A 14,142-nucleotide genomic window follows, 5' to 3' on the forward strand; every position below is an offset into this window, starting at 1 on the left:
TGTCTACCCCCGCGCCATTAAGGTGTGGGGGTGGTTTTAACTCCTGCTAGTTTTTTCCCTCTTCCAGTACACGTATTTTTTCCTCCAGCAGCTTCATCTTCTTCACAAGTTCAGGTAATTTGCTGAGTGCAATTTGCTCTTTGTAAGCTGTTTTTTTATCCTTAGCGGGACTACCAAAAACCTGCGCTCCAGCTGGTATGTCGTTAGCCACTCCAGAACGTGCCATAACCACCGCCCCACGACCAATAGTAACGTGATCAGCAATCCCTGCACTACCCGCCAAAATAACATAATCCTCGATAGTACAAGAGCCTGATACACCAGTATGCCCACACATAATGACTCCCTTACCTACTTTATTGTTATGGCCAATTTGTACTAAGTTATCTATTTTACTGCCTGCACCAATCACTGTACTGCCTAACGCCCCCCGATCTACGCAAGTATTTGCGCCGATTTCCACATCATTACCAATGACTACATTACCAACTTGCGGCACTTTAACGTGTACACCCTCTCTAAATTTATAGCCAAAACCGTCTGCCCCAATAATAGCACCGGAATGAATAATGACGTTATCGCCAAGCTCTACATCGTCATAAATGACAGCATACGGATATATCTGGCAATTTTTACCTATTTTTACATTATTGCCCAAATAAGCATTTGCCAGTATCTTACTGCCATCATCGACGCGGGTGTTTTCACCAATGACAGCATAAGGCCCAATGTATACATCCCTACCTAAACTGACTGAGGCGGCCAGTACAGATTGGGGTGCGATATGCGCACAATAGACTCTGGCAGGGTGTAATAATTCAACTGCTTTAATAAAACTAATTTCAGGGTCGCTACAGACTAATAACGCCATATGCGCAGGGATATTCTCACCTGTGAAGCTTTCGGCGATAAAGCAGGCTGTAGCTGCCGAATGTTCAATATACTTGCTGTATTTGCTGCTGGTTAATTGAGTAACTTGCCCTGACTGTGCCGACGTAATGTCTGACGCAGAATAAATACTGGCAGATGGATCGCCGCCTTTAATGACAGCACCACAAAAATCAGCAAGTTGTTTTACGGTAATCGGCATGGTCATCTCGTCTGTTGAGTTGTTAACTGAAAAATATTACACCAGAATATGGGTATGTGTTCACTCCCCCTTTGAAAAAGGGGAGTGAGAGGGATTTATTTAAAAAAGCTCCCCTAACCTCTCTTTTTCAAAGAGAGGAACTAAATAATTACGAATATGGCACTTATTACGGCTAGAATAAAGGCTCGACTTAAAAACAGGCAAAGACTTAAAAATGCGCTATTCGCGCAACCAATGCCCTGACTTACCACCACTTTTTTCCACTAATTGCACAGATTGAATAACCATACCTCGATCAACCGCTTTACACATATCGTAGACAGTCAACAGGGCAATCTGCGTGGCATTAAGCGCCTCAATCTCCACGCCAGTTTGCCCATTGGTTTTCACTGTCGTTTGGCAACGAATACGATTTTTATCGGCCTCGATACCAAAACTAATTTCCACTTGTGTTAAAGGTAAGGGATGGCATAGCGGAATCAAGTCGGCCGTTTTTTTACTGGCCATAATACCGGCTATACGCGCTATAGCCAGCACATCGCCTTTTTTATGTTGATTAGTGATAATTAAATGCAGGGTTTCCGGCTGCATTTGAATATAGCCTTCGGTGATAGCAATACGATGCGTCACGGCTTTATGCCCGACATCGACCATATGCGCCTCGCCAGATGAATTAAAATGAGTTAATAACGTCATTGCTTGTAAAATAGGTGATGAAAAATAAATACCGACCATTATCTAACTTTTTATGACAGCGTGAATACTATGACAATTAAAATTCGCTATTTTGCAAGTTTGAGAGAACGGCTCGGTCGCTCAGAAGATACGGTGGATTTTTACGAAGCGCTAACTGTCAGTGATGTATGGTATCGCGCCAATGCAGACCAGCCATTACCTGTGAATGTTCTAGCTTCTGTCAACATGGATTATGTTGCTCTTGATAGCGTAGTACAAGACGACGATGAAGTGGCATTTTTCCCGCCTGTAACCGGTGGTTAACCGTGGCAGTTAAAGTTTGCACTGGGGCGTTTGAGCCTTGGCAAGAGATTCAGGATTATCAAAACGCACAGATTAGCGGTGGCTTTGGCGCAACCACTGTCTTCATAGGCACTATGCGCGATTTTAACGACGGTGATGACGTTAAAAGCATGATGCTGGAACATTACCCTGGCATGACCGAAAAACAACTGCAAAACATCGTATACGCCGCAAGGCAGCAATGGTCGATTATCGATGCACTTGTCGTACACCGAGTCGGCACGATTATGCCTAATGACGCTATTGTGTTAATTGCTGTATGGTCAGCGCACCGTGGCGCGGCATTTGATGCCAATCGCTATATCATTGAAGCGTTAAAAACAACCGCTCCGTTTTGGAAAAAAGAACAGTTAACAACCAAACAAGCGCGCTGGGTTAGTAAAAACACAGACGGTTACACGGCTGGTTAACACAAATTTAGGATTGGCATGCAAGGGCATTTAAAAAAATTACGCACAGCACTGAATACACCGGTTGACTATGCGCTACCATTAGGTGATCAGTTAATCCCGCTAAACCCGTTAATAGGGCGAACAATCCGCTTGGTTTATACCGGCAAGATTGTCTGTGTGCATTGCAATACGCCCATTAAAAAAAGCTTTAACCAGGGCTACTGTTATCGCTGTTTTATTAGCCTCGCGCAATGTGATATGTGTATCATGAAACCCGAAATATGCCATTTTGCCGCCGGAACGTGTAGAGAGCCCGCATGGGCTGAAAAATTCTGTTTTCAGCCGCATTTTGTGTATTTAGCCAATTCCAGCGGCATTAAAGTAGGAATTACACGACACAATCAAATTCCTACCCGCTGGATAGACCAAGGCGCTGTGCAGGCATTACCTATTTTTAAAGTAGCGTCGCGGCAACAATCCGGCTTTGTTGAGATGGCGCTGGCTCAACATGTCAGCGATAAAACCAGCTGGCAAAAAATGCTTAAAAATGACATAGAACCGATTGATTTGATCGCCAAACGAAACGAGTTACTGGCAATTTGCGCTGTGGAACTGGCAGACATCACTCAGCGTTTTGGAGTAGATTCGCTTACATTATTACCCGATGAACCGGTAGTTGATATTCATTTTCCAGTGGATAATTACCCCACCAAAATTAAATCTTTTAATTTTGACACCAATCCCGAAGTAACTGGCGTTTTACATGGCATTAAAGGCCAATATTTGCTACTGGATACAGGGGTAATTAATATCCGTAAATACACGGGCTATGAAGTGGCGTTTTTTCAGTAACACTCAAATGCGAGCTACTCAGTAATAAGTTCATTACCATTCATCAGCGTATTACCGCGCAAATTCGCCACCGCCGTATTAGCAACACCATGAACATGGATATGCCGCTTAATGACAGTAGAATAATTCTCATGCAAATGGCCATGAAAAATGGTTTTTACATTCATCGCCGCCGCTAAATCACCCACCACATGAAAGCCATGCCGATGTGAGCCAGGGGCTTCATGCGAGACCAAAATATCGGCTTTTAAAGCTTTTAATGCCTGAAATTCATCATGCCAAATTGCCGATTTATATTTTAACGACAGCTCAACACTTTTATTATTAATTTTTTGAGAATTAAGATAGTGCGCCTTGTCTTTCCATTTGGGCGGCATAGGCGGATACCAGACGCGACCTAAAAAAATACCACCCAAGCCAACAATTCTGAATCCTGCAACCTCTACGACTTTTAAGTGCAGGCTTTTATCTGCTAACGCTGAATGGAACAGATTTTTATATTTGGTAGGCGTTTCAAAATCATGATTACCTGGAATCCACCAGATTTCAGTAATATCGGCGATTTCACGTAAGCAATATTCTAACGGCTTGTCCAGATCGTAATCCCCTAATAACACCACCGCTTCCGGCTCATATTCCTGCACAGCCGCGACCAATGGTTTAAAATTACCATGCGGATCGCCTGCGAATAAAATTCTGTTATTTGGGTTCACTTGAGTTTATCTTCTACTAACCAACGCCTACACCTAAAAATAATCCGATTATTGTGCCATATTACCCGTGCGATAGTGCAAGCCCAATCACGCCGTCTCTGTACGAGTTTATCAGGCGTTGTACGTATTCGCCCATTTTAACGTTACTGCAATACAAATTGATAGGTTTCCTATATCTTTATATTATTTTAGGTTAGAATAGACGGTTTTCGATGCTGGTCTGTGCGTGTATAGCAACGGTGACTTTTACGCTAGCACGATGGCCTTGGTTAGTTTCAAGCTCATGTTTCATAAGTCTTATGATTTTAATCGCTGCGGCTAAAGCGAATCTTTATCCATAAGGATTATATCTGTGTTGTTTCAAACCCCAGCACGAACTTTTCTGGATATTAAGACCAGAGTAGTCACCAAAAAGTTTTTTATGCCCAACTTTTAGAGTAAACACATGACAGATTTATCGCTATATAGAAACATCGGTATTTTCGCGCACGTCGATGCCGGTAAAACCACCACCACCGAGCGGATTTTAAAGCTCACCGGTAAAATTCATAAAATCGGTGAAGTGCATGATGGCGAAACCACTACCGACTTCATGGATCAAGAACGTGAGCGCGGCATTACCATTCAGTCTGCTGCCACCACCTGTTTTTGGAAAAACTACCGTTTTAATATCATCGACACCCCAGGTCACGTTGATTTTACTATCGAAGTTTATCGTTCATTAAAAGTACTAGACGGCGGTATCGGTGTTTTCTGCGGTTCTGGTGGTGTTGAGCCGCAATCAGAAACCAACTGGCGTTATGCGAATGATTCCGAAGTTGCCCGCGTTATTTATATTAATAAATTAGATCGTATCGGCGCTGATTTCTATCGTGTTATCAAACAAGTTGAAGAAGTATTGGGTGCAGTACCTGTGGTCATGACCTTGCCTATCGGTACCGAAGACCAGTTCGTCGGCGTGGTAGACTTATTGACCGAAAAAGCCTGGGTATGGGATAACTCTGGCGATCCAATGAACTATGTCATTCAAGACATTCCAGCAGACATGGTAGCGGATGCCAAAAAATGGCGTGAAAAAATGATCGACCAAGTGTCTGATCAGTTTGATGATGTCATGGAAAGATATTTGGAAGGCGAAGAACCTGATATTGAAACCATTAAACGTTGTATCCGCAAAGGTACCATTAATCTGGATTTCTTCCCAACCTTCTGCGGCTCTTCTTTCAAGAACAAAGGTGTACAGTTGGTATTAGACGGCGTGATTGATTATCTGCCTAGCCCCACCGACGTTAAGCCACAGCCTGAAGTGGATTTAGAAGGCAATGCAACCGGTCTTTTTGCTATCGTTGATGCTAACAAACCGTTACGTGCGTTAGCGTTTAAGATTATGGATGACCGTTACGGCGCGTTGACTTTCTTGCGTATTTATTCTGGCAAACTGGAAAAAGGCACTAACGTACTGAATACCTTTACCGGCAAAACCGAGCGTATTGGGCGTATCGTGGAAATGCACGCCGATTCACGTAATGAATTAGACTCTGCACAAGCCGGTGACATCGTTGCGGTATTGGGTATGAAAAACATTCAAACCGGCCATACCTTATGCGATCCTAAATTCCCAGCGACTTTAGAGCCGATGGTATTCCCTGATCCCGTTATCTCGCTGGCGATTTCGCCTAAAGACAAAGCGGCATCTGAAAAAATGGGTATCGCGTTAGGTAAAATGATCCAGGAAGATCCATCCTTCCACGTTGAAACCGACGAAGACAGCGGCGAAACCATCCTAAAAGGTATGGGCGAATTGCATCTTGACATTAAAGTGGATATTTTAAGACGTACCCACGGTGTTGACGTTATTGTCGGTAAACCGCAAGTAGCCTACCGCGAAACCATTACCAAGTCTGTTGAAGATGAATACACCCACAAGAAACAATCCGGTGGTTCTGGCCAATACGGCAAGATCAACTACCGCATCGAGCCAGGTGAACCAGGCAGTGGTTTTGTATTTGAATCAGCGGTTACCGGTGGTAACGTGCCGCGCGAATACTGGCCAGCAGTTGAAAAAGGCTTTAAGAGCATGTTGGGCAAAGGCGTTTTGGCCGGTTTCCCCTGTTTAGACTTCAAAGTCGTGTTAACCGACGGTGGCTTCCACGCGGTGGATTCGTCCGCGATTGCCTTTGAAATTGCTGCGAAAGCCGCGTTCCGTCAATCGATTCCGAAAGCCGGCCCACAATTGATCGAACCGATCATGAAAGTGGATACCTTTACACCGGATTCGCATGTCGGTGACGTGATCGGCGACCTTAACCGTCGTCGTGGCATGATTAAATCGCAAGATGCCGGTATTACTGGCGTGCGTATTAAATCTGACGTGCCGTTGAGTGAAATGTTCGGTTACATCGGCGATTTGCGTACCATGACTTCAGGTCGTGGCCAGTTCTCGATGGAATTCTCGCATTATATGCCGTGTCCTAAAAACGTGGCCGATGAAGTGATTAAAGAAGTCACCGAGCGCAACAAAGCCAAGTAGACTTGCCGACACTGAAGCCGAGCAGCCCCCTGTTGCTCGGCTTTGTTTTATCTGACCACTTGCTTTTTGTGCTAGCCAACGATGTCTAGTCGTTACTAAACAGGCAAGTCCGTTGTATACACACCGCTCCATTGCTTAGATAACGCCATGTCGATTTCTGAAATAGCCAGTGAACTCAACCAGCGTAGAACCTTCGCTATCATTTCTCACCCTGACGCGGGTAAAACCACGCTCACCGAAAAATTGCTGCTGTTTGGCGGCGCTATTCAGTTAGCCGGTTCAGTCAAGGGTCGCAAAGCCGCTCGCCATGCTACCTCCGATTGGATGGAGATGGAAAAAGAGCGCGGTATTTCGGTAACCACCTCGGTGATGCAATTTGTGCATAACGATTGTATTATCAATCTGTTAGATACGCCTGGTCACGAAGACTTTTCCGAAGATACCTACCGGACACTCACTGCTGTCGATTCTGCCTTAATGGTGATCGACGTGGCCAAAGGCGTAGAAGAGCGCACCATCAATTTGATGGAAGTGTGTCGATTACGCACCACCCCGATTCTAACCTTTATCAATAAGCTCGATCGCGAAGGTCGAGAACCCATTGAATTAATGGATGAAGTTGAGGACGTGTTAAAAATAAAATGTGCGCCGATGACCTGGCCAATAGGCATGGGCAAACGCTTTAAAGGCGTTTATCATTTGTATAAAGATGAAATTCATCTGTTCAGCGCCCAGCACGGCGGCAAGATTGCGGCAGCCGAAGTCATCAAAGGTTTACACAATGAAAAACTCGATGCTTTATTAGGCGACCAAGCGCAAGAATTACGCGATGAAATCGATTTGGTCAAAGGTGCGAGCCACGAATTTAATCTAGACGAATATCTGGCGGGGAAATTATCGCCGGTATTTTTTGGCTCGGCGATTAACAACTTTGGTATTCTCGAATTATTGGATGCACTGGCTGAGTTTGCTCCGTCGCCACGGCCACGCGAAGCTGAACAACGCAGCGTTGCGCCCGAAGAAGACAAGTTCACCGGTTTTGTCTTTAAAGTGCAGGCCAATATGGATCCGGCACATCGGGATCGAGTAGCATTTTTGCGGGTGTGTTCCGGCAAGTTTGAAAAAGGCATGAAAATCCATCATGTCCGTCTGGGTAAAACCGTGCAAATCTCTAACGCTATCACCTTTCAGGCCGATACCCGCAAGAGCGTGGAAGAGGCTTTTCCGGGTGATATTATTGGCTTGCATAACCACGGCACCATTCAGGTCGGTGATACCTTTACTCAGGGCGAAACCCTTAAATACGGCGGTATTCCGTATTTCGCGCCGGAACTGTTCCGTCGGGTGATTTTAAAAGATCCACTGCGTGCCAAAGCGCTGCAAAAAGGTTTAATTCAATTAACCGAAGAAGGCGCAACCCAGTTGTTCAGGCCGTTAAAAAACAACGACTTGATTTTGGGGGCGGTGGGTATTCTTCAGTTTGATGTCACGGCGTTCCGCTTGAAAGGCGAGTATAACGTGGAATGCGTGTACGATAACGCGCCTATTTCTACAGTACGCTGGGTAACCTCAGACAAGCCGCTTAAGCTGGAAGAATTTAAACGCAAAGCCTTTGAAAATCTGGCCGAAGATGGCGGCGGGCATTTGGTGTATGTCGCCAACAGCCGTGTTAATTTGCAGCTAACCGAAGAACGCTGGCCGGATATTAAGTTCAGCGCTACGCGCGAGCTGTAACTGTTGGGGTGACGATAGGAATCCCAATATCGTGGGTGTCTGTGTCGCTGGAGTTCATTGCCTCACCCCGCCCTACAATTGAAATACGCTGTAAATGGATTTTCCTGCTTTTTAGCCGTAACCCGTTGTCAAATCCATGCCAGCCATGTGCTATTACGGCTAAAACTGGTACATCGAGACGATTGATTTGTATATACTATGCGGTACACCAGACTCACTGTTTTTTTATTGCACTAACTCGAAGGTTGGCAATGGTTAGCTTACTCACTATGGCAGTCTACACTTATTGGTTTGTAAGCACTTTCAGCTAACCCGTTCCGACAGGATCCTACATGAACAACAGTTTAATACCAGAAGTGACCGGACAAAATGACATTGACCCTACAGAAACCAAGGAATGGATAGAAGCGCTGCAATCGCTGATAGCAAAGGACGGTAGTGAGCGTGCGCATTTCTTGATCGAGCAACTGGTGGCAGTGACTCGACATGCCGGATTTGATATTCCTTTCAGTGCCAATACTGCTTACCTTAATACAATCCCCGTAGCTCGTCAGGCTTCATTTCCTGGTGATCAGTCGATTGAGCTAAAAATCCGCTCCTATGTGCGCTGGAATGCCATGATGATGGTATTACGCGCCAACAAGCATACCAACGTCGGTGGCCATATAGCGAGCTTTGCCTCCGCTGCAACCTTATACGATGTCGGCTACAACCACTTTTGGCGGGCGACTTCCGAGCAGCACGATTGCGACTTGATCTTTACCCAAGGCCATCTTACCCCAGGGGATTATGCGCGTTCTTTTCTGCTAGGGCGTTTCACCGCAGAACAAATGGATAACTTCCGTCAAGAAGTCAACGGCAATGGCTTGTCATCTTACCCGCACCCGTGGCTAATGCCGGATTTCTGGCAATTCCCGACCGTGTCTATGGGCCTTGGCCCCATTATGGCGATCTACCAAGCCCGCTTCATGCGTTATCTGCAAGACCGTGGCTTTGCCGACACCTCGGAACGCAAAGTGTGGAGCTTTTTGGGTGACGGCGAAACCGACGAGCCTGAATCATTAGGCGCAATTGGCCTTGCTGGGCGTGAAAAGCTGGACAATCTGATTTTCGTGGTCAACTGTAACCTGCAACGTTTAGATGGTCCTGTGCGTGGTAACGGCAAAATTATCCAGGAGCTGGAAAGTGAGTTCCGTGGCGCAGGCTGGAATGTCATCAAACTGGTATGGGGACAACGCTGGGATGCGTTACTGGCCCGCGACAAAGATGGTTTGTTGGCAGCAAGGATGATGTCGTGCGTCGATGGCGATTATCAAACCTTTAAAGCCAAAGACGGCGCGTATGTGCGCGAGTTTTTCTTTAATACCCCCGAATTAAAAGCGATGGTCGCCGATTGGTCTGACCGTGATATTTGGGAATTAAACCGGGGTGGCCACGATGCCACCAAAGTCTATGCAGCGTTCCATGATGCAGTGAACCATAAAGGGCAGCCAACGGTAATTTTAGCCAAAACCATTAAGGGTTACGGCATGGGTTCTTCCGGTGAAGCGCAAAACATTTCCCATCAGCAAAAGAAAATGAGTGACGATTCCTTGCGGCATTTCCGTGATCGTTACGAATTACCGGTTAGCGATGAGCAATTGCACGATTTGCCGTACCTCACCTTCCCAGAAGGCTCGAAAGAACTGGCCTATATGAACAAACGCCGCGCTGATCTGGGCGGCCATATACCGGCCAGACGCAGCAAATCTTACGCACTGGATGTGCCCGTACTCAACGACTTTAAGAGTTTATTAGAAGCCACCACCGAAGGCCGCGAAATTTCCACCACGATGGCATTTGTGCGCTTGCTCAATATCCTGACCAAAGATAAGAACATCGGCAAGCGCATTGTGCCGATAGTGCCGGATGAATCCAGAACCTTTGGTATGGAAGGCATGTTCAAGCAGTTGGGTATCTGGTCGCAGGTGGGGCAATTGTATACCCCGCAAGATGCCGGCCAGTTGATGTTCTACAAAGAAGACAAACACGGCCAGGTGTTGCAGGAAGGCATCAACGAAGCCGGTGGTTTGTGTGACTGGATTGCGGCAGGTACGTCGTACTCCACCCACAACGTGCCGATGATTCCGTTCTTCATCTACTATTCCATGTTTGGTTTCCAACGCGTCGGCGATTTGATCTGGGCAGCGGCTGACCAGCGTACCCGTGGCTTTTTAATGGGCGGCACGGCGGGCAGAACCACCTTAAACGGCGAAGGTTTGCAACATGAAGATGGCCACAGCCATCTCATGGCGGCCACCGTACCGAACTGCATGTCTTACGACCCGACGTATGCTTACGAGCTGGCAGTAATCATTCAAGACGGCATGCGCCGTATGTATGTGGAACAAGAAGACGTGTTCTATTACATCACCGTGATGAATGAAAACTACGCCCATCCTGCCATGCCCAAAGGCGTGGAACTCGATATACTCAAAGGCATGTACTTGTTTCAGGCCGGTGGCAAGAAAAAAGGTGTGCGCGTACAACTGTTAGGTTCTGGCACTATTTTCCGCGAAGTCGAAGCGGCGGCTATCATGCTGCGTGACGAGTGGGATGTGGAATCGGATGTGTGGAGTTGCCCAAGCTTTACTGAACTTGCCAGAGACGGCCAAAGTTGTGAACGCTGGAATCGTTTACACCCCACCGAACCGGCACGGATTTCCCATGTGGCACGTTGTTTGGACAATGCCAAAAACCCTGTCGTGGTAGCCACCGATTATATCCGCGCCTACGCTGAACAAATTCGCGGCTTGATTGCAGCGCCGTATACCGTGTTAGGCACCGATGGTTTTGGCCGTTCGGATACCCGCGAAAATCTGCGTAAGTTTTTCGAGGTAGACCGTTACCATGTCACCATCGCTGCGCTGAAAAGCCTGGCCGATATGGGGCAGTTTGATGCCGCCAAAATCGATGTCGCCATTGCAAAATACGGCATTAACCCCGATATAAAAGCGCCTTGGTTAGTTTAAGGGAAGGAACAGACAATGCTGATTGAAATAAAAGTCCCGGATGTGGGCGCACCGCAAGTTGACGTGATTGAAGTGCTGATACAAGCCGGTGATAACGTGGTGTTGGATCAGTCAATTGCAACGCTGGAGGGTGACAAAGCCAGTATGGAACTGCCGTCCACCGCCAATGGCGTGGTGCAGCAAGTGCATATTAAGCCAGGCGACAAGGTCTCAGAAGGCACATTGATTGCCACGGTGCTGGTGGCGGAAGTCGCCGCTGCCGTGGCAGCACCTGCACCTGTTAAAGCGCCTGACGTTGCACCGCCTGTTGTTAAGCTCACAGAACCTGCACCGATTACCCCGCCCACAGTATCCAGCAGTGCTCCTGTCCAACCCGCGACCAGTGTCAGCAATGTTTCCGTACATGCGTCACCGTCAGTAAGGATGTTTGCGCGTGAGCTAGGCGTTGATTTGGGCAAAGTGACGGTTGCCACTGGCCGGAAAGGCCGTATTTTAAAAGACGATGTAAAATTGTTCGTTAAGCACGCCTTGGCAGAAGGCGTTGTTGGCACCGCTGGTGCGGGTATACCCAGTATCCCTGCGGTGGATTTCTCAGTATTTGGCGGCATAGAAGTCCAAAAACTCAGCAAAATTAAACGCCTGACCGGACAAAATCTGACCCGCGTCTGGCTAAACCTGCCGATGGTCACTTACCACGATGAAGCTGATATTACCGAGATGGAAGCTTTTCGAGTCAGCTTAAACAGCGAAAAAGCCAAAGATGAGATTAAGATCACCGCGTTATTGTTTATCATTAAAGCACTGGTAGCGGCGATGAAGCAGTTCCCAAGCTTTAATGCCTCCTTGTCCAGTGACGGCGAAAGTATCATCCTCAAAAAATATTTTAACATCGGCATTGCTGTCGATACGCCCAATGGCTTAGTCGTACCGGTATTACGTGATGTTGATAGCAAAAGCATCAACCAATTGTCTGTGGAACTGGCAGAAAAAAGCACTAAAGCACGGCAAGGTAAATTGCTGCCTAATGAGATGCAAGGCGGTTGTTTAACTATTTCCAGCTTGGGCGGCATTGGCGGCACCGCGTTTACACCGATTGTAAATGCACCAGAAGTGGCTATCCTTGGGGTAACCCGCGCCAAAATGCAGCCGGTGTGGAATGGCACAGAATTTATACCGCGCTTGATGCTGCCATTGGATTTAACCTACGATCACCGTGTGATCGATGGAGCAGAAGGCGCGCGTTTCATGGCCGTGGTTAAACAAAACTTAAGCGATATTCGCCGTTTATTACTGTAAGCTGAGGGATAATGATGGACAGCAATTCTACGCAAACTGATATTGTACACGCAGAAGTTCTGGTATTGGGCGGTGGCCCTGGCGGTTACACGGCGGCGTTTCGTGCCGCTGATTTAGGTAAACAAGTGGTACTGGTTGAGCGCTATCCGGTCATCGGCGGCGTGTGTTTAAACGTTGGCTGTATTCCGTCTAAAGCTTTGTTGCACATGGCGCAGATTATCCATGAAGCCGACGAATTTGCCGAGCGCGGTATCGTATTTGAAAAACCGACGCTGGATATCGACAAGATCAGGGACTGGAAACAAAACGTCACCAACACCTTAAATGCCGGTTTAGCGGGCTTGGTTAAACAACGCAAGATCACTTTGATACATGGCCTGGGGCAATTTACTTCGGCTAATACGGTAGATGTACAAACTGAAACTGGGGTTCAAACCATTCAGTTTGAGCAAGCCATTATCGCTGCTGGCTCACAGCCGACAAAAATCCCTGTATTTCCCAATGATGATCCACGCTTAATGGACTCAACCGGCGCATTAGCCCTAAAAGACATCCCAAAAAACCTGTTGATCGTCGGTGGCGGCATTATCGGCCTGGAAATGGCCACGGTCTACCATGCCTTTGGTTCTAAAATCAGCGTGGTGGAATTGATGGATCAAATCATTCCTGGCTGTGACAAAGATTTGATTACGCCGTTGTTTAGACGCATTAAAAAGCAGTACGATAATATTTGGCTAGAAACCAAAGTTGCATCGATAGAGTCACAAGCCGATGGCTTAAAAGTGACGTTTGAAGGCAAGAACGCGCCTGAGCCCCAGGTGTTTGATGGCGTATTGGTCGCCGTAGGCCGACGGCCAAACGGTAATCTGATCGGCGCAGACAAAGCGGGTATCAGCGTCAATGCACAAGGTTTTATTCCGGTTGATAAACAACAACGCACCAACATCCCGCACATTTTTGCGGTCGGCGATATTGTCGGCAACCCAATGCTGGCACACAAAGCCGCGCATGAAGGCAAAGTGGCGGCAGAAGTGACAGCAGGCCATAAAGCCGGTTTTGATGCGCTCACTATTCCATCAGTGGCTTATACCGATCCTGAAGTCGCCTGGATGGGCTTGACCGAAAATCAGGCTAAAGAACAAGGTATTGAATACGACAAGGCGGTGTTCCCTTGGGCGGCCAGTGGACGTTCACTCAGCATTGGCCGTAAGGAAGGCTTAACAAAATTACTGTGTGATAAGCAAACTGGCCGTGTGTTAGGTGCGGGTATCGTGGGTACGAATGCCGGTGAACTAATTGCTGAAGCCGTATTGGCCTTGGAAATGGGTGCCGATGCCGATGACATCAGCTTGACCATCCACCCGCATCCAACTTTATCGGAAACTTTAGGCTTTGCTGCCGAGATTATCAACGGCACGATTACCGACATTTACATCAAAAAAGACAAAGCCTAGGCTTTTGCTTTTACACTGAGAGAATTAACTAC

Annotated in this window: 11 protein-coding genes; 8 read left to right on the plus strand and 3 right to left on the minus strand. The window is 47.0% G+C overall.

The window, feature by feature from the left end; all coding sequences use genetic code 11:
• Positions 1-46: 46 nt before the first annotated feature.
• Together lpxD and moaC are read right to left on the minus strand one after the other, a co-directional pair.
• Positions 47-1,090 carry a UDP-3-O-(3-hydroxymyristoyl)glucosamine N-acyltransferase gene (lpxD, locus tag CRENPOLYSF2_RS06770; protein ID WP_087143215.1) on the minus strand — a complete coding sequence of 348 codons (1,044 nt, stop codon included), beginning with the start codon at positions 1,088-1,090 and terminating at the stop codon, positions 47-49.
• Between the two features lie 219 nt (positions 1,091-1,309).
• A complete protein-coding gene (moaC, locus tag CRENPOLYSF2_RS06775) occupies positions 1,310-1,786 on the minus strand; it encodes a cyclic pyranopterin monophosphate synthase MoaC (protein ID WP_087143216.1) in 477 nt (158 codons plus the stop codon).
• Between the two features lie 69 nt (positions 1,787-1,855).
• On the opposite strand from moaC, the gene CRENPOLYSF2_RS06780 reads away from it, so the two are divergent.
• The 3 genes from CRENPOLYSF2_RS06780 to CRENPOLYSF2_RS06790 are packed head-to-tail and all read left to right on the plus strand — an operon-like array spanning position 1,856 to position 3,372.
• Positions 1,856-2,089, plus strand: coding sequence for a MoaD/ThiS family protein (locus tag CRENPOLYSF2_RS06780; protein ID WP_087143194.1), 234 nt, complete (start codon positions 1,856-1,858; stop codon positions 2,087-2,089).
• Between the two features lie 2 nt (positions 2,090-2,091).
• Complete coding sequence (locus CRENPOLYSF2_RS06785) at positions 2,092-2,538, plus strand: molybdenum cofactor biosynthesis protein MoaE (protein ID WP_087143195.1); 447 nt, start codon at positions 2,092-2,094, stop codon at positions 2,536-2,538.
• Between the two features lie 18 nt (positions 2,539-2,556).
• On the plus strand, positions 2,557-3,372 hold the full coding sequence (locus CRENPOLYSF2_RS06790) for a DUF2797 domain-containing protein (protein ID WP_087143196.1): 816 nt from the start codon (positions 2,557-2,559) through the stop codon (positions 3,370-3,372).
• A 14-nt stretch (positions 3,373-3,386) separates the two neighbouring features.
• Here CRENPOLYSF2_RS06790 and CRENPOLYSF2_RS06795 read toward each other — a convergent pair whose 3' ends face one another.
• Entirely contained in the window at positions 3,387-4,085 is a 699-nt protein-coding gene (locus CRENPOLYSF2_RS06795; RefSeq protein ID WP_087143197.1) for a metallophosphoesterase family protein, read from the minus strand.
• A gap of 445 nt (positions 4,086-4,530) precedes the next feature.
• Here CRENPOLYSF2_RS06795 and fusA point away from each other — a divergent pair, with 445 nt between their 5' ends.
• The 5 genes from fusA to lpdA all read left to right on the plus strand — a co-directional run bounded on the left by fusA (position 4,531) and on the right by lpdA (position 14,110).
• Positions 4,531-6,615: an elongation factor G gene (gene fusA / locus CRENPOLYSF2_RS06800; RefSeq protein ID WP_087143198.1), complete on the plus strand. Its 2,085-nt coding sequence runs from the start codon at positions 4,531-4,533 to the stop codon at positions 6,613-6,615.
• A 153-nt stretch (positions 6,616-6,768) separates the two neighbouring features.
• Entirely contained in the window at positions 6,769-8,349 is a 1,581-nt protein-coding gene (locus tag CRENPOLYSF2_RS06805) for a peptide chain release factor 3 (RefSeq protein ID WP_087143217.1), read from the plus strand.
• A gap of 332 nt (positions 8,350-8,681) precedes the next feature.
• Positions 8,682-11,360, plus strand: coding sequence for a pyruvate dehydrogenase (acetyl-transferring), homodimeric type (aceE, locus tag CRENPOLYSF2_RS06810; RefSeq protein ID WP_087143199.1), 2,679 nt, complete (start codon positions 8,682-8,684; stop codon positions 11,358-11,360).
• Positions 11,361-11,375: 15 nt separating this feature from the next.
• Positions 11,376-12,656, plus strand: a complete 1,281-nt coding sequence (gene aceF, locus CRENPOLYSF2_RS06815) for a dihydrolipoyllysine-residue acetyltransferase (protein ID WP_087143200.1) — start codon at positions 11,376-11,378, stop codon at positions 12,654-12,656.
• 11 nt (positions 12,657-12,667) lie between these two features.
• The gene (gene lpdA / locus CRENPOLYSF2_RS06820; RefSeq protein WP_245807930.1) at positions 12,668-14,110 is read left to right on the plus strand and encodes a dihydrolipoyl dehydrogenase; all 1,443 of its coding nucleotides are present in this window, start codon (positions 12,668-12,670) and stop codon (positions 14,108-14,110) included.
• Positions 14,111-14,142: the final 32 nt, after the last annotated feature.

The sequence above is a fragment of the Crenothrix polyspora genome (genome assembly GCF_900163755.1).
Lineage (GTDB): Bacteria > Pseudomonadota > Gammaproteobacteria > Methylococcales > Methylomonadaceae > Crenothrix > Crenothrix polyspora.

Bases quoted from the DNA above. Each gene is read 5' to 3' on its own strand.
- lpxD (WP_087143215.1), bottom strand. From the start codon at position 1,090: ATGCCGATTACCGTAAAACAACTTGCTGATTTTTGTGGTGCTGTCATT.
- moaC (WP_087143216.1), bottom strand. From the start codon at position 1,786: ATGACGTTATTAACTCATTTTAATTCATCTGGCGAGGCGCATATGGTC.
- CRENPOLYSF2_RS06780 (WP_087143194.1), top strand. From the start codon at position 1,856: ATGACAATTAAAATTCGCTATTTTGCAAGTTTGAGAGAACGGCTCGGT.
- CRENPOLYSF2_RS06790 (WP_087143196.1), top strand. From the start codon at position 2,557: ATGCAAGGGCATTTAAAAAAATTACGCACAGCACTGAATACACCGGTT.
- fusA (WP_087143198.1), top strand. From the start codon at position 4,531: ATGACAGATTTATCGCTATATAGAAACATCGGTATTTTCGCGCACGTC.
- aceE (WP_087143199.1), top strand. From the start codon at position 8,682: ATGAACAACAGTTTAATACCAGAAGTGACCGGACAAAATGACATTGAC.
- aceF (WP_087143200.1), top strand. From the start codon at position 11,376: ATGCTGATTGAAATAAAAGTCCCGGATGTGGGCGCACCGCAAGTTGAC.
- lpdA (WP_245807930.1), top strand. From the start codon at position 12,668: ATGATGGACAGCAATTCTACGCAAACTGATATTGTACACGCAGAAGTT.